The organism is Tistlia consotensis USBA 355, assembly GCF_900177295.1.
Taxonomy (GTDB): domain Bacteria; phylum Pseudomonadota; class Alphaproteobacteria; order Kiloniellales; family DSM-21159; genus Tistlia; species Tistlia consotensis.
Map to the genome: position 1 here is coordinate 93,173 of NZ_FWZX01000017.1, position 15,569 is coordinate 108,741.

At 72.2% G+C, this 15,569-nt stretch carries 12 protein-coding genes; all 12 read left to right on the plus strand.

All coding sequences use genetic code 11. The annotated features are described in order from the left end of the window. Positions 1 to 86: 86 nt before the first annotated feature. The 12 genes from pdxR to B9O00_RS19295 all read left to right on the plus strand — a co-directional run bounded on the left by pdxR (position 87) and on the right by B9O00_RS19295 (position 15,569). On the plus strand, positions 87 to 1,559 hold the full coding sequence (gene pdxR, locus B9O00_RS19240) for a MocR-like pyridoxine biosynthesis transcription factor PdxR (RefSeq protein ID WP_085124328.1): 1,473 nt from the start codon (positions 87 to 89) through the stop codon (positions 1,557 to 1,559). 319 nt (positions 1,560 to 1,878) lie between these two features. Further along, positions 1,879 to 4,479 carry a methyl-accepting chemotaxis protein gene (locus B9O00_RS19245; RefSeq protein WP_143596276.1) on the plus strand — a complete coding sequence of 867 codons (2,601 nt, stop codon included), beginning with the start codon at positions 1,879 to 1,881 and terminating at the stop codon, positions 4,477 to 4,479. A 124-nt stretch (positions 4,480 to 4,603) separates the two neighbouring features. Further along, complete coding sequence (locus B9O00_RS19250) at positions 4,604 to 5,326, plus strand: orotidine 5'-phosphate decarboxylase / HUMPS family protein (RefSeq protein ID WP_085124330.1); 723 nt, start codon at positions 4,604 to 4,606, stop codon at positions 5,324 to 5,326. A gap of 5 nt (positions 5,327 to 5,331) precedes the next feature. Beyond that, positions 5,332 to 6,804, plus strand: a complete 1,473-nt coding sequence (locus B9O00_RS19255; RefSeq protein ID WP_085124331.1) for an aldehyde dehydrogenase family protein — start codon at positions 5,332 to 5,334, stop codon at positions 6,802 to 6,804. Positions 6,805 to 7,286: 482 nt separating this feature from the next. Beyond that, positions 7,287 to 7,853: a TRAP transporter small permease subunit gene (locus B9O00_RS19260; RefSeq protein ID WP_085124332.1), complete on the plus strand. Its 567-nt coding sequence runs from the start codon at positions 7,287 to 7,289 to the stop codon at positions 7,851 to 7,853. Further along, positions 7,846 to 9,234: a TRAP transporter large permease gene (locus tag B9O00_RS19265; protein ID WP_200808578.1), complete on the plus strand. Its 1,389-nt coding sequence runs from the start codon at positions 7,846 to 7,848 to the stop codon at positions 9,232 to 9,234. The genes B9O00_RS19260 and B9O00_RS19265 overlap by 8 nt, the downstream gene beginning before the upstream one ends. 65 nt (positions 9,235 to 9,299) lie before the next feature. After that, a complete protein-coding gene (locus B9O00_RS19270) occupies positions 9,300 to 10,400 on the plus strand; it encodes a TRAP transporter substrate-binding protein (protein ID WP_085124333.1) in 1,101 nt (366 codons plus the stop codon). A 75-nt stretch (positions 10,401 to 10,475) separates the two neighbouring features. Next, complete coding sequence (locus B9O00_RS19275) at positions 10,476 to 11,483, plus strand: CobW family GTP-binding protein (protein ID WP_085124334.1); 1,008 nt, start codon at positions 10,476 to 10,478, stop codon at positions 11,481 to 11,483. A gap of 106 nt (positions 11,484 to 11,589) precedes the next feature. Further along, entirely contained in the window at positions 11,590 to 12,846 is a 1,257-nt protein-coding gene (locus B9O00_RS19280; RefSeq protein ID WP_085124335.1) for a metal-dependent hydrolase family protein, read from the plus strand. A 29-nt stretch (positions 12,847 to 12,875) separates the two neighbouring features. Then, positions 12,876 to 13,763: a carboxylating nicotinate-nucleotide diphosphorylase gene (gene nadC / locus B9O00_RS19285; protein ID WP_085124336.1), complete on the plus strand. Its 888-nt coding sequence runs from the start codon at positions 12,876 to 12,878 to the stop codon at positions 13,761 to 13,763. Beyond that, on the plus strand, positions 13,760 to 14,296 hold the full coding sequence (locus B9O00_RS19290; protein WP_143596277.1) for a CinA family protein: 537 nt from the start codon (positions 13,760 to 13,762) through the stop codon (positions 14,294 to 14,296). The genes nadC and B9O00_RS19290 overlap by 4 nt, the downstream gene beginning before the upstream one ends. A gap of 61 nt (positions 14,297 to 14,357) precedes the next feature. Further along, complete coding sequence (locus tag B9O00_RS19295; protein ID WP_085124337.1) at positions 14,358 to 15,569, plus strand: MFS transporter; 1,212 nt, start codon at positions 14,358 to 14,360, stop codon at positions 15,567 to 15,569.

Below are 15,569 nucleotides of genomic sequence, written 5' to 3' on the forward strand. Positions count from 1 at the left end.
CGCCTGCCGATTAACGTCTGGTGCCAAGGCGGGGCGCCGCGTAGCTTGCCGCCGACGCAAACAGAAGGACGCTCTCGCGACACCCCGTGCTGCTGCTCAGGCTCGATAGCGCCGCCGGCCGTCCGCTGCAGGAGCAGGTGGCGGCCCAGCTCTCGGAGCAGATCGCCTCCGGGCGGCTGCGCCCCGGCGAGCGGCTGCCGCCGACGCGGGTCCTGGCCCGCGAGCTCGGCCTGTCGCGCAACACCGTGGCGCTGGCCTACGACCGGCTGATGGCCGAGGGCTACATCGAGGGCCGGCGCGGCGCCGGCACCTTCGTCTGCGACAGCCTGCCCGAGCAGAGCCTGCGCGCCGAGGATCCCCAGGGCAGCCCCGCGGAGGCCGCGCGCGTGCCGCCGCCGCGCTTCCACGGCCGCCAGCACGTGCTGGTCCACCGCCAGGAGGCGCCGATCGACTTCTGGGTCCAGCGCGCCGACCCGCGGCTCTTCCCGCTCAAGACCTGGCGCCGCCTGGTCGCCGAGTGCCTGGCCCGGCCCGGCGCCGGCGCCAACCTGACCGAGTACAGCGAGCCGGCCGGCCTGCTGACCCTGCGCCAGGCGATCGCCGACGAGGTCGCGGCCTCGCGCGGCATCGCCGTCGAGCCCGAGCAGGTCTTCGTCGTCGCCGGCGCCCAGCTGGCGCTCAACCTGGTGACCCGGCTCTACCTGCGCGGCGGCGAGACGGTGGTCGTCGAGGACCCCTGCAACCAGGGCGCCGGCTACCTCTTCGAGGCGCTGGACTGCCGGCTGCTGCCGGTGCCGCTCGACGCCGAGGGGCTGCGCACCGACCTGCTGCCCGAGGCGGCAGGCGCGCTGCTCTACACCACGCCCTCGCACCAGTATCCGCTCGGCACGACCCTGTCGCTCGACCGGCGCCGGGTGCTGCTCGACTGGGCCGAGCGCAACGGCGCGCTGATCATCGAGGACGACTACGACAGCCACTTCGTCTACGAGGGGCCGCCCGAGCCCTCGCTGAAGGCGCTGCGCGGCGACCTGGTCGTCCATCTCGGCACCTTCTCGAAGTCGCTCGGCGCCGGCATCCGCATGGGCTACGCCATCGTGCCGCCGGCCCTGGTCGACAAGACCACGGCGGCCAAGGCCCTGCTCGACAACGGGCCGCCCTGGCTGGAGCAGGCGGCCCTGGCCCGCTTCCTGGCCGAGGGCGGCTACCGGCGCCACGTCCGGCGGCTGCGCCAGACCTGCCTGGACCGCCGCGACGCCCTGCTGGCGGCGCTCGAGCGGCACTTCGGTCGGGTCGCGCTGACCGGGACGCGCTGCGGCACCCACGTCGTCTGGCACCTGCCGGAGGACTTTCCCGAGGCGACCGCGGTGGCGCGCGCCGCCCGCGCCCGGCAGGTCGGCGTCTACACCCTGGAAAGCGGCGGCGGCCACGAGTACGGCACGGCCGGCATCGGCCGCCGGGCCCTGATGATCGGCTTCGCCGCCGTCGACGAGCGGCAGATCGACCGCGGCATCGCGCTGCTCGCCGCGGCGATCGACGGGCTGCACCGCCCGGGCGGCTGATCCGGGCGCCCGCAGGCCGAGGGACGGGGACTGCCGACCTGAAAGGATTGCGTGCAGAGAGCCCGATTTTTGTTCGTATGGCGGGCAATTCGACCGTCACGAAACGTGGAGTAGTCGTGGCGTATGTTTTAAAATAGCGTGAATGCGTGGCGTCATTCTTCCGAATCTTCCGAAGATATAAAAATTTCACAAGCGCTTCTTTCGATTTTCATCTTCCGAAGACATCGGTTGCCGCGCCACGGCGGCATCACGCTTGCGCGGAAGCCCCTCTCTCGACAACTGACGACCGGACGCCGCGATGACTGCGCTAGTGATGTCGATGCCACAGGGGAGCATCGAGCGGCCGCGCCGCCGCGCCGGGATCAAGCTGAAGCTCTTCGTGGCCTTCGCGCTGGTCGTCGCGGTGCCCAGCGTCGGCGCGGCGATCTCCTGGATGGCCTCGGAGTCGGTGCGCGATCGCGTCGAATCGGTGACCGACATGCAGCTTCCCGCCCTGGTTGGCGCCCTCTCGCTCTCGGCCGAGGCGGCGCGGCTGTCGGCGCTCGGCCCGCTGATCGACGCGGCAGGCGGGTCCGGCCAGCTCGACGCCCTGGCTCTGGAGGCGACGGCGCGCGGCAAGACGCTGGGTGACCTGGTCGGCGGCCTCTCGCCGAGCGGCGACCGCCCGGCGATCGCCGATCTCGGCAAGGACATCGACCAAGTGCTGACGAACATCGGCGCGCTGTCCGAGGCGTCGGCCTCGCGACTGCGCTCGAAGGACAGCCGGCTTGCCCGGCTCGCGGAGCTGCGCCGCGTCCACGACGGTCTCAATGCCGCGCTCGAGCCGGCGATGGACAGGGCCCGCGCGGCGCTAGGCTCGGCGGTCGAGGGGGCGTCGGCCGAGGGCGCCGGCTCGGCGGAGCAGATCGCCAGGCTGATCAGCGACCGCGTCGTGCCGCTGTTCCGGCTGCGCGGCGCCGTGGCCCAGCTGACCCGCGGCCTGATCCAGGGCGCGACGACCGCCGACCGCTCGCGGATCATGACCTTCTCGACCGACTTCGACAGCGCCGCCTCGGAGCTGACCGGCGCCCTGCGCTCGCTGCGGAAGGTCGACGGCATCGCGCCGATCGAGGCTCAGACCCGGGTGCTGCTCGCCGCCGGCGGCGGCGACACCAACGTCTACACCCTGCACCTCACGCAGACCGACCCCTCCGCCTCGCCGGAGGCGCGGGCGGCAGCCGGAGCGAAGATCAACAGGATGCTGGACGAGATCGCCCAGGCCGACACCCGGGTGCAGGAGACGATGCAGGCACTGATCCTCAACGCGCGCACCGAGGCGGTCGACTCAGGCCAGCGGCTCGCGGCGCGCATGGGCGAGCTGTCGGAGAAGGCGCTGCCGGTCGCGCTCGAGAACAATCGTGTCGCCAGCGGGCTGCTGGCCGACGCCAACCTCCTCGTCGGCCTGCTGTCCTGGGCCGGCGAGGCGGAGAATCCGGAGGGCCTAGACCGCGTCACCGCGGAAGCCCGGGCGACCGCGGACCGGCTGCGCCGCCTGGCGGCGACCCTGCCGCCGGCCATGGATCCGGCGATCGCCGACAAGGTCGGCCGGCTCGTCGCGCTCGGACTGGGCAAGGACGGCATCGTCGAGCTGCGCCGCGACGAACTCGGGCTGTCGGCGACCAGTGCCGAGCTGATCGCGCGCAACCGCTCGGCGACCGAGGAACTGGGCGCCGCCGTCGGGCGCCTGGTCGACTCGACCCAGGCCTCGGCCCGTGCGGCCGGCGCGGCGACGGCCGCGACGCTCGACACCGCCAGCCGGACGCTGATCGCCTCCCTGCTCGCCAGCGTGCTTCTGGCCGGCGCGATCGCCTGGTTCTACGTCGGCCGCCGTGTCGTCGGCCGCATCGAGACCCTGGCCGCGGCGATGCACCGGGTCGCCGGCGGCGACCTCGAGGTCGAGGTGCCGCGGCGCGGCCACGACGAGGTCTCCGAGATGGCCGAGGCGCTCGACGTCTTCATCGACACGGCGCGCGCCGCCGAGACGGCCCGGCACCGCCTCGACGAGGAGCGCGATCGAGCCGCGCGGCTGCGCCGTGAGAGCCTCGCCGAGGTCGCGCATTCCTTCGAGCGCCGGGTGCTCAGCAGCGTCGACAAGGTCGCCACGATCGCCGGCGACCTGCATCGTCGCTCGCAGGCGCTCAGCGACATCGCCGCCGAGGGTGCGCGCGAGGCCTCGGCGGTGCGCGAGGCGGCCGACGTCACCTCCGGCAGCGTGCAGGCGGTGGCCGGCGCCGCGGAGGCGATCAGCAGTGCGATCCGCGAGGTCAGCGCCCGCATGGCCGACTCGGCCGGCTTGGCGCGCGAGACCGCCGCCGGCGCCGACCGGGTCGAACGCGCCGTCGTGGTGCTGACCGACGCGATCGCCCAGATCGGCTCGATCGCCGAGGTGATCGAGGATATCGCCTCCCAGACCAATCTGCTGGCGCTCAACGCGACCATCGAGGCGGCCCGCGCCGGCCGGCATGGCGACGGCTTCGCGGTGGTTGCCGGCGAGGTGCGTACGCTGGCGACCGAGACCGGCGACGCCACCGGTCAGATCTCGCAGCAGCTCGGCGCCACCACGGCGGCGAGCCGCGAGACCGCCGGCGTGATCGCCGAGGTGCTGGACGGCATCCGCCGCATCGAGAGCATCGCGGGCGCGCTTGCCGCGACCATCGGCGAGCAGTCCGAGGCCCTCGGCGGCATCGTCGCCAACGCCCGGCACGCGGCCTTGGGCACCGAGTCGGCGGCCCGCCACCTGGGGTCCCTTTCCGGCGGCGCGGCGACGCTCGGCAGCGAGGCCGAGGGTGTCCTCGCGGCCTCTTCCGAGATGGCCGACGAGGCCGACCGGCTGCGCCGCTCGATCGCCGGCTTCCTCGCCGACGTTCGGGCCCAGGCCTAGCTGCCCCGCCCGATTGGACTCACGGGCCGCGCGTCAGGCGGCCCTTGGCCGGACGCGCCGCCGACAGGACCCTGGCAGCGTGCCCTGCCGCCTGCAGGGCGGCGGCAGGGGAGACGGTCGGAGCATGAGCGAGGTGTTTCGCGGGCGCAGCGGTCTGGTGCCGGCGCTCGACATGGCGACGCTCGAGGCGCTCGAGCGGGTGGTCAGGGCGACCTGCGGGGTCGAGGGCGTGACCGGCTACAAGCTCGGGCTGACCGCCGTGCTGCGCCTGGGGCTCGCCCCGGCCATGGCGCGCCTGCGCGAGCTGACCGACCTGCCGGTGCTCTACGATCACCAGAAGGCCGGGCCGGACATGCCGGACATGGCCGCGAAGTTCACGGCGATCTGCGCCGAGGCGAAGGTCACCGGCCTGATCCTCTTCCCGGTCGCCGGGCCGACGGCGGTGCGCCAGTTCGGCGGCGAGGCGCTGAAGCAGGGCCTGGTGCCGGTGGTCGGCGGCGAGATCCCGGTGGCCGACTACACGATCTCCGGCGGCGGCTACCTGGCCGACGACGCGCTCGACCGGATCATGGCCGACGCCGCAGCGGTCGGCGTCGACCACTTCGTCCTCCCGGCGCGCGATCCCGAGGCGATCGAGCGCCGCTGCCGCTGGATGCGCGAGCACCTCCCGCAGCCCGTCGTCTTCCTGACCGGCTTCGGGCCGCTCGGCGGCTCGATCGCCGAGGGCTTCGCGCGGGCCGGCGCGATGAGCGGGCGCCACGCCATCGTCGGCCGCCTGGTCTTCGCCGCCGACGATCCAGGCGAGGCGGCCCGGCGCCTCGCCGGCGAGATCCTGGAGGCCGCCTGACGGCCATGGCCCTCGCCGCGCTCGCCGCCGCCTTCGGGTCCGCCTGGCCGGAGGCCCTCGGCCCCTTCGTCGAGGGTGCCTTCCGGGCCGGCGGCGCGCCGCTGGGCGTCGAGGATCCCTCGACGGGGACGCCGCTCGCCGAGGTCGCGGCCTGCGACGCGGCAACCCTGGAGCGTGCCGCCGCCGCGGCGCGCCGGGCCTTCGACAGCGGCCCCTGGCCGCGCACGCCGGCCTACGACCGCGGCCGCCTGCTGGAACGCATCGCCCTGGCGATCGAGGCGCAGGCCGAGCCGCTGTCGAGGCTCGAGGCGCTCGACGCCGGCAAGCCGCTGGCCGCGGTCCGGCGGGAGGTCGCCGGCGCGGCCAAGGTCTTCCACTACTACGCCGGCGCCATGGACAAGCTCTATGGCGAGACGATCCCGGTGGCGCCCTCGCTGCTCGACTTCACGCTGCGCGAACCGATCGGCGTCGCGGCGCAGATCGTGCCCTGGAACTTCCCGCTGCTGGCCTGCGCCTGGAAGCTGGCACCGGCGCTCGCCGCCGGCTGCTGCTGTCTGCTCAAGCCCTCGCCGCTGACGCCGCTTTCGGCCCTGGTACTGGCGGCGCTCTGCCGCGAGGCCGGCCTGCCGGAGGGCGTGCTGGCGGTGCTGCCCGGCGGCGCCGAGCTGGGCGCGGCGCTGGTCGCCCGAGCCGAGGTCGACGCCGTCGCTTTCACCGGCTCGACCGCGGTCGGCACCAGGGTCATGCAGGCGGCCGCGGTCGGTGTGCGCCCGGTCGCCCTGGAACTCGGCGGCAAGAACCCCTTCCTCGTCTTCGACGACGCCGACGTCGAGGCGGCGGCCGCCTCGGCGGTCTCCGCCGCCTTCGGCAATGCCGGCCAGTCCTGCTCGGCGCGCTCGGTCGTGCTGGTCGCCGAGACCCTGCACGACGCTTTCGTCGAGGCCTTCGTGGTGGCGGCCGGGCGCCTGCGTGCGGGGCCGGTGCTCGACGAGGCGACGACCCTCGGCCCGCTGATCTCGGAGGCGCATCGGGCGCGGGTGCGCGGCTTCCTGGAGGCCGACGGATCTGCGGCCCGGCGGCCGGTCGCGCTGCCGCTGCCCGAGGTCGGCTGGTACGAGGCGCCGACGGTCTTCGCCGGCGTCGAGCCCGGCTCGCCGCTGCTGCGCGAGGAGATCTTCGGGCCGGTCGCCGCGGTCGCCCGCTTCGCCGACCCGCGCGAGGCGGTGGCCCTGGCGAACGCCGGCGACTACGGGCTGAACGCGACGATCTGGACCCGCGACCTGGAGCGCGCGCTCTCTACGGCCCGCGACCTGCGCTGCGGCATGGTCTCGATCAACGGCCAGACCAGCGCCAGTTCGCAGGCCCTCTTCGCGCCCTTCGGCGGCTATCGCCAGTCGGGCATCGGCCGCGAGCTCGGGCGCTATGGCCTGGAGTTCTACACGGAGGTCAAGAACATCGCCGTCCTGCTGCCGGCCTAGCCGGCCGGGTCGAGCCAGGAGATATGATGGTATGCATCGGACATGCTGCGATGCAGCATGATTGAAGGCGTGGCTCGTGCCGGCGGGCGACCTGGAGCGTTTTTCGAAACGAGGGTGCAATCCTGCAGTATATCAATGCCTTATTGTCTCTATGGTCTTTTGAATTCTGATGGAAGCGACCGGTAGAGGCGCCGGGTACTTTCGGAATAGGACGGGTCGGTGCTCTGGTCACGATCATATTCGGACAAGTGGGCTCGTGTACTGGTTGGACTTCTTTTTGGGCCGGGTGGAGCAGGGAGAATCCTGTTGACAGCCTCCCGGATAGACACTCAGCATACCGCGTAATTAAGGCGAGGGCGCACGAACGCTCCGCCGTGGCGGACGGTCCGGAGAGCTTCATCGGGGTTGGGGGAGAGCATGCGGAATCCGCCTTGCCGTTCCTGCGTCTTCGGTCCGGGGATCCCGGCGCGCGGGGCCCGGCGATGAGCGTCCTGCTGGCGTTTGCCGGGCTGATCGACCGCCTGACGAAGGCCTGCGGCCTGGCCGCCATGTGGCTGGTGCCGCTGGTCGTGCTGGTCGCCGCCGCGGTGATGGTGCTGCGCTACCTCTTCCTGGTCGGCTACCCCTGGCTCAGCGAGAGCTACGTCTGGCTGAACGGCGTGATCTTCATGGTCTCGGCGGCCTACGTGCTGCAGATCGAGGGCCACGTCCGGGTCGACGTGCTCTACCGGAAGTTCGGCACGCGCGCCCGCGCCCTGGTCAATGTCCTGGGCGTGCTGCTGCTGCTCTGGCCGGCGATGTATGTGATCGGCACGGACTCGATCCCGATCGTCGAGCGCTCCTGGCGCACCCACGAGGCCTCGCCGACGCCCGACGGCCTGCCGGTCATGTACCTCTTCAAGACCTTCATCCTGGTGTTCTGCGCCCTGCTCGTGCTGCAGGGCCTGTCGCTGCTGCTGAAGAGCCTGGCGTCCCTCGTCGACCCGGATCGCTGGGGCCACCTGATGGAGCGCCGCAGCGAAGGCGGGCAGGACCAGGCCCATGCTTGACCTGCTGCTGTCGAGCCACGGCATCTGCCTCTTCATGTTCGTCTCGGCCTTCGGGCTGATGATCTTCGGCTTTCCGGTCGCCTTCACCCTGGCCGGCACCGGCATCGCCTTCGCCGCCCTCGGCTCGGCGCTCGGCGTCTTCCCCTGGCCGATGCTGGCGACGACCAACGGCCGGATCGTCGCGCTGCTGCTCAACGAGACGCTGCTCGCCGTGCCGCTCTTCGTCTTCATGGGCGTGGTGCTGGAGCGCTCGAAGATTGCCGAGAACCTGCTGCTCACCATGGGGCAGCTGTTCGGCGGCCTGCGCGGCGGCCTCGGCATCTCGGTGGTGCTGGTCGGCGCGCTGCTCGCCGCCTCGACCGGCATCGTCGGCGCGACCGTCGTCACCATGGGGCTGATCAGCCTGCCGGCGATGCTGAAGGCGAACTACGACAAGCCGCTCGCCGCCGGCGTCATCTGCGCCTCCGGCACGCTGGCCCAGCTGATCCCGCCCTCGACCGTGCTGATCCTGCTCGGCATGACGCTGCAGAACGCCGACACCCAGGCGAACCTGCGGCTCGGCAGGTTCGGCGGCGCCACGATCTCGATCACCGACCTGTTCAGCGCCGCGCTGCTGCCGGGCCTTGTCATGGTGCTGCTCTACATCGGCTGGCTGCTGTTCAAGGCGGCGACCGACCCGGCCTCCTGCCCGGCGCTGGTCATGTCGGCCGAGGAGCGGCGCACCCTCGGCACCCGCGTGCTCAAGGCGATGCTGCCGCCGCTGCTGCTGATCGTCGTGGTGCTCGGCTCGATCCTGGGCGGCCTCGCCACGGCGACCGAGTCGGCGGCCCTCGGCGCCCTGGGCGCCGTGCTGCTGGCGGTCGCCATGGGCCAGTTCTCCTTCGCCATGCTGCGCCAGGTCGCCCACTCGACCCTGGTCATCAGCACGATGATCTTCGCCATCCTGCTCGGCGCCACGGTCTTCACCCTGGTGTTCCGGGGCCTGGGCGGCGAGGACGTGGTGATCGACCTGATCACCCTGCTGCCGGGCGGTCAGGTGACGGCGGTGATCTTCGTGCTGTCGCTGATCTTCCTGCTCGGCTTCATCATCGACACCTTCGAGATCATCTTCATCGTCGTGCCGATCTTCGGCCCGGTGCTGATCATGCTCGGCACCGATCCGATCTGGCTCGGCGTCGCCATGGCGATCGTGCTGCAGACCAGCTACCTGACGCCGCCCTTCGGCTTCGCGATCTTCTACCTGCAGGGCGTCGGCCGCGGCATCGAGATCGAGACGATCTACCGGGGCGTCATTCCCTTCACCCTGATCCAGCTCACGGCCGTCGCGGTCATCTGGGCCTTCCCGGAGCTCGCGACCTGGCTGCCGAAAGTCCTGTTCTGAAGGCAGGCACCGGCCGACCGCCGGGCCCTGGGTCGAGCCGACCCGAACAAAGCAAGGAGGCTGACATGAATCGTCGTGGGTTTCTGAGGTCCGCCGGCGTCGCCGGCACGGGGGCGGTCGCGGCCGCGGTGTCGAGCTTCCCCAAGCCGGCGATCTCGGCCGGCAAGATCGAGTGGCGCATGGAGATGACCTGGGCCAAGAACTCGCCCCTGCTCTCGACCGGGCCGCAGGTCTTCGCCGACTTCGTCTCCAAGGCCTCGGGCGGCCGCCTGACCGTCAAGGTCTACGCGGCCGGCGAGATCGCGCCGCCCTTCGGGGTGATGGACGCGGTCGCCGACGGCGCGCTCGACGTCGGCCACGGCTACCCGCCGTTCTGGGCCGGCAAGCTGCCGGCCATGACCATGCTCTGCCCGGTGCCCTTCGGCCTGACGACCCAGGAGCAGAACGCCTGGTTCGAGTACGGCGGCGGCCTGGCCCTGGCCGACAAGGTCTACTCGCAGCTCGGCGTCAAGTTCTTCCCGAGCGGCAACACCTCGGTGCAGGGCGCGGCCTGGACCAACAAGCTGCTCGACTCGATGGCCGCCTTCAACGGCCTGAAGATCCGCATCGGCGGCCTGGGCGCCAAGGTCATCCAGGCGGTCGGCGGCACCCCGGTGCAGCTGCCGCTCGGCCAGGTGCCGCAGGCGCTGCAGACCGGCACGCTGGACGGCGCCGACTTCGTCGGCCCCTTCAACGACGTCGCCTTCGGCCTGCACAAGGTCGCCAAGTACTACTACTGGCCGGGCATCTTCGAGCCCTGCGGCGTGCTCGACTGCTTCATCAACCTCAACTCCTGGAACAAGCTCGACGACGACCTCAAGGAGATCGTGCGCGGCGGCAACTACGTCGCCAACCAGGTCGTGATCTCCGAGTTCGTCGCCAAGAACGCCGAGGGCCTGAAGACCATCGAGGCCTCCGATGCCGAGATCAAGATCTTCCCCGAGGAGGTGCTGAAGGGCCTGGGCGCCGCGACCAAGGACGTGCTGGCCACCGCCGCCTCGGCCGATGCCCTGTCGAAGGAGATCTACGATTCGATCATGGCCTTCCGGAAGACGGTCATGCCCTACACCAAGATCAGCGAGTTCGACTTCATGCGCGCGCGCATGCTGGCGCCCGACTTCGCCTGATCCTAGGGTGCTTCTCCGCGGCCCCGCCGGACCGTCCGGCGGGGCCGCAGCCGTTTCGGGAAGGAAGGCCTCGACGTGGTTCCCCTGACGCTGCTGACCGGCTTCCTGGGCAGCGGCAAGACGACCCTGCTGAACGCCCTGCTGCGCGATCCCGCCTTCGCCGACTGCGGCGTCGTGGTCAACGAGATCGGTGCGGTCGGGGTCGACCAGCTGTTGGTCGAGGCCAGCGACGACACCACCCTGGTGCTCGACGGCGGCTGCTTCTGCTGCAGCCTGCAGGACGGCCTGGCCGAGGCGGTCGGCCGGCTCACCCGGGCGCGCCGCGACGCCGGCCTGCCGCCGTTCCGGCGCTTCCTGGTCGAGACCTCGGGGGCCGCCAATCCCCTGCCGCTGCTGCAGCAGCTGATCGGCGACCCGAGACTCAACCGCCGGGTCCTGCTCGACGGCGTCGTCACGCTGGTCGACGGCATCCTCGGCGAGGCCAGCCTGCGGGACCAGCCGGAAGCGCCGCTCCAGGCCGCGGTCGCCGACCTGCTGGTCCTGACCAAGAGCGACCTCGCGGACGCCGCCGGCCTGGACCGGCTGGAGCGGTCGCTCGCCGGGCTCAATCCCTCCGCGGCCCGCCTCAGCGCCGTCAGCGGCGACCTGCCGGCAGAGCGGCTGCTCGGCCTCGGGCCCGACGCGGCGGGCCGGCGCGCCGGGCGCTGGCTCGAGCCGCCCGCCGGGCATCCCCACGGCCATGACCATGATCACCGCCACGGCGGCGAGGACGCGATCGTCACGGCCTCGGTCGAGCTGCCGGGGCCGCTCGACCCGGCGCTGCTGGAGGGCTGGCTCGAGGAGCTGATGGTGGTCGGCGGTGCCCATCTGCTGCGGCTGAAGGGCGTCCTGGCCCTGAGCGACGACCCCGGGCGGCCGGTCGCGGTCCACGCCGTGCAGCACCTGGTGCACGCGCCGGTCCGGCTGGAGCGCTGGCCCGACGGCTTGGCGCGGGGGCGGGTCACCGCGATCGCGCGCGGCCTTGACCGGGCGACCCTGGAGCGGGCGCTCGGCTGGCTGGCGGCGCAGGCCGGGGGCGCCTGAGCCGCTTGGCATCACGACTCGCCAGCGGACTGGCCCTATCGCCGGCCGGTGCCGCTCCGCACCATGGCGCCAGGCAGAGGAATGCAGGGAGGCGAGGGCAGGCGGCATGACGATCGCGGTGGTCGGCGGGACGGTGATCGACGGGGCGGGCGGCGAGCCGCTCCCCGACGGCGTGGTGCTGATCGAGGGCGAGCGCATCGCCGCCGTCGGTCCGGCCTCGCAGGTCGCCCTGCCGAAGGGCGCCGAGGTGCTCGACGCCGGCGGCCGCTGGGTCATGCCCGGCATCGTCGACAGCCACGTGCACACGACCTACCGGGCGCGCGACATGCGCCAGCACCTGCTGAACACGCCGACCTACAACGTGCTGCGCTCGACCACGATCCTGGAGGAGACGCTGGCCTGCGGCGTGACCTCGGTGCGCGACATGGGCGGCGCCGACGCCGGCTTCCGGGCCGCGGTCGAGGAGGGCATCGTGCCCGGCCCGCGCATGATGATCTCCCTGGTCATGATCTCCCAGACCGGCGGCCACGGCGACTACTGGCTGCCGGCCGGGCACCGCATCGCCAAGCGCTCCTGGCTGCCCGACCCGGTCGCCGACGGCGTCGACGGCGTGCGCCGCCTGGTCCGCCAGGTCCTGGCGGCCGGCGCCGACTTCATCAAGATCTGCGCGACCGGCGGCATCACCTCGGTGACCGACAGCTGGGACGAGCCGCAGTTCACCGTCGAGGAGCTCTCGGTCGCGGTCGCCGAAGCGGCGGCCAAGCGCAAGCGCGTCGCGGTCCATGCCGAGGGCATCGACGGCATCCGCAGCACCCTCGACGCCGGCGCCTGGTCGCTGGAGCACGGCTGGTTCATCGACGAGGAGAGCGTCGACCGCATGATCGCCCAGGGCACCTGGTGGGTGCCGACCCTGGCGCTGGTGCCGATGTCGGTGCGCAAGCGCGAGACCGACAAGGCCTGGAGCGCCCAGCAGCTGGCCAAGGAAGACGCCAAGGACAGCGAGATCTTCGGCCTGATGCAGAAGCAGATCCCGCTCTACAGGGAGGCCGTGAAGCGCGGCGTCAAGGTCGCCTTCGGCACCGACCAGTCGCACCGCCTGCTGGTCGGCGACAACCTGGTCGAGCTCGAGTTCATGGTCGACTGGCTCGGCATGACGCCGCTCGAGGCGCTGACCGCCGCGACGGCGCGCGCCGCCGAGTGCCTGGAGCGCGACGACATCGGCCTGCTGGCGCCCGGCCGCTACGCCGACCTGCTGGTCGTCGAGGGCGCGCCGCTCGACGACATCACCTGCCTGCAGAAGCGCGGGAACCTGCGCCTCGTGATGAAGGGCGGGCAGGCCTACAGCAACAGCCTGACGGCGTGACGCCGCGGACGTCCGAGGAGAGACGAGGAATGCAGCTGAACCGCTTCATGATCCGCCCGCTGGTCGAGCAGGGTCTGCGCGAAGAGCTCGGCATGGGCGATACCACCGGCGGCTTCCTGGTCGGTGACGACCCGGTCCAGACCGGCCAGATCTACGTCAAGGGCCACGGCGTCGTCTGCGGCCTGCTGTTCGCCGACGAGACGATCAAGCAGGTCGATCCCGAGGCCGAGGTCGAGCACCTGGTCAAGGACGGCGACACGGTCGAGCCGGGCACGGTGCTGCTGCGCATCAAGGCGCGCGCCTCCTGCTTCTTCATGATCGAGCGGGCCGCGCTGGACTGGATCCAGCAGCTCTCGGGCATCGCCACGCGCACCCGCCGCTACGTCGAGCTGGTCCAGCACACCAAGGTGCGGCTGACCGACACCCGCAAGGGCTGGCCGGGCCTGCGCATGGTGCAGAAGTACGCGGTCCGGGTCGGCGGGGCGAACAACCACATCTTCAACCTGACCAACTGCATCCTGGTCAAGGACAACCACCTGAAGATCGCCGGCGGCATCAGGCCGGCCATCGAGATCCTGCGCGCCCGCGCCCAGCACACCTTCAAGATCGAGGTCGAGTGCGAGACGCTGGAGATGGTCCAGGAGGCATTGGACTGCGGCGTCGAGATCATCATGTTCGACAACATGGACCTCGAGGAGATGCGCGAGGGCCTGAAGCTGGTCGGCGGCCGCGCCATGACCGAGGCCTCGGGCGGCATCAACGAGAGCAGCATCGTGCCGATCGCCGAGCTCGGTGTCGACGTCATCTCGATCGGCGAGATCACCCACACGGTGCGGGCGCTCGACGTCAGCCTCGACGTCCAGGACATCAAGCCGAGCGCGCTGCGCACCATCGGCCGGCTGAAGGCGGCGCAATGACGGCCGCCGGGAGCGCCGCGGCCGCGGACCTGCCGGAGCCGATCTTCCCGCCGGCGCTGACCGACCTGGCCGGCCGCGTGCTGGCCGTGGCCGGTGCCGCCGGCCTGCGCCTCGCCAGCGCGGAGACGGTGACCGCCGGGCTGGTCAGCGCCTGCCTGACCTCGGTGTCCGGCGCCTCCAGCATCTTCGAGCGCGGCTTCGTGCTCTACCACGGCTCGGCCAAGGCCAGCGGCCTTGGCGTCTCGGCAGCGATCTCCGAGGCCCACGGCGCGGTCAGCGCGGAGGTGACACGGGCTTTGGCCGAGGGGGCCCTGTCGCACTCGACGGCCGGTGCCGTCGTCGCCGTCACCGGCTATGCCGGGCCCGGCGGCGGCAACGAGCGGGATCCCGTCGGCACGATTTACCTGGCCGCGGTCCGGCGCGGCCGCCCGCCGCTGGAGCGGCGCTGTGTCTTCGCCGGCTCGCGCGACGCCGTGCGCCTGCAGGCGGTGCAGGCGGCGATGGCGCTGCTGCTGGAGCGGCTGGAAAGCTAGGGGCGCCTTCCGGCATTCTTGCCCGCACGGGGCGGGGTCGGGGGCGGGAGGGCATCTCACGATGGCGAGCGGAGTGGGCCAGCCGGCCTATCGCTGGGTGGTCGTCGCAGCGGTCGCGGTGATCTTCGCCCTGGCGCTCGGCCAGCTGGTCAACGGCCTGTCGGTCTTCTTCCTGCCGCTCGAGCGGGAGTTCGGCTGGCAGCGCGGCGACATCGCGCTGATCAACACGGCCGGCGTGGTCGGCGTCGCCCTGGGCGGCATCGTCATGGGCCGTCTCGCCGAGCGGCTCGGCACGCGGCCGGTCGCGCTCTTCGGCGCCGCGGTGCTGGGCCTCTGCGTGCTCGGGGCCTCGCTCGCCGATTCGCTCTGGCAGTTCTACCTGCTGTTCTTCGCCGCCGGCGCGCTGGGCGGCGCGGCCTTCTTCGCGCCGCTGATCGCGCTGGTCAGCAACTGGTTCGCGGTCGGCGCCGGCCTGGCGATCGGCATCGCCTCGGCCGGCCAGGCCATGGGGCAGGGCGGCGTGCCCTTCGTCGCGGCGCTGCTGATCGAGCAGCTCGGCTGGCGCGGCGCCTTCGTCGCGCTCGGCGCCGCCTCGCTGGCGGTCCTGTTGCCGCTCGCCCTGCTCATGCGCGATCCGCCGCGCCCTGCGGCCGGCGCCCGGGCCGGCGAGGTCGACGAGTCGCCCACGGCCCTGCCGCACCGGGCCGTGGTCGTGACGCTCAGCATCGCGGTCGTCGGCTGCTGCACGCTGATGTCGGTGCCGCTGATGCACCTCGTGCCGCTGATGCAGGGCTGCGGCATCCCGGGGCCGGAAGCCGGCGGGGTCATGGTCGCGATGCTGGCGGCGGGCATCGCGGGGCGGATCTGCTTCGGGCGGCTCGCCGACATGATCGGCGCGATCCCGGCCTACATGACCGCCTCGCTCTGGCAGACCCTGATGGTCTTCGGCTTTACGCGGATCGACAGCCTGGAGGGCTTCTATCTCTACGCGCCGCTCTACGGCTTTGGCTATGCCGGCGTGATGACCGGCCTGCTGACCACGACCCGGGCACTGACCCGGCCGTCGCGGCGCGCCGGCGCGATGGGCATCGTCGGCGCCTTCGCCTGGCTCGGCCACGGCCTGGGCGGCTGGCAGGGCGGCCTGCTCTTCGACCTGACCGGCACCTATGCGGCGAGCTTCGCCGTCGCCACGGCCGCCGGCGTCTTCAACCTCGCGGTCATGACCGGCCTCGCGCTCGCCGTCCGCCGCGGCCGGATCGCCCAGCCGGCCTGA

Coding starts and splice junctions, on each gene's coding strand:
- B9O00_RS19245 (WP_143596276.1), top strand. CDS start 1,879: ATGCCACAGGGGAGCATCGAGCGGCCGCGCCGCCGCGCCGGGATCAAG.
- B9O00_RS19250 (WP_085124330.1), top strand. CDS start 4,604: ATGAGCGAGGTGTTTCGCGGGCGCAGCGGTCTGGTGCCGGCGCTCGAC.
- B9O00_RS19255 (WP_085124331.1), top strand. CDS start 5,332: ATGGCCCTCGCCGCGCTCGCCGCCGCCTTCGGGTCCGCCTGGCCGGAG.
- B9O00_RS19260 (WP_085124332.1), top strand. CDS start 7,287: ATGAGCGTCCTGCTGGCGTTTGCCGGGCTGATCGACCGCCTGACGAAG.
- B9O00_RS19265 (WP_200808578.1), top strand. CDS start 7,846: ATGCTTGACCTGCTGCTGTCGAGCCACGGCATCTGCCTCTTCATGTTC.
- B9O00_RS19270 (WP_085124333.1), top strand. CDS start 9,300: ATGAATCGTCGTGGGTTTCTGAGGTCCGCCGGCGTCGCCGGCACGGGG.
- B9O00_RS19280 (WP_085124335.1), top strand. CDS start 11,590: ATGACGATCGCGGTGGTCGGCGGGACGGTGATCGACGGGGCGGGCGGC.
- nadC (WP_085124336.1), top strand. CDS start 12,876: ATGCAGCTGAACCGCTTCATGATCCGCCCGCTGGTCGAGCAGGGTCTG.
- B9O00_RS19290 (WP_143596277.1), top strand. CDS start 13,760: ATGACGGCCGCCGGGAGCGCCGCGGCCGCGGACCTGCCGGAGCCGATC.
- B9O00_RS19295 (WP_085124337.1), top strand. CDS start 14,358: ATGGCGAGCGGAGTGGGCCAGCCGGCCTATCGCTGGGTGGTCGTCGCA.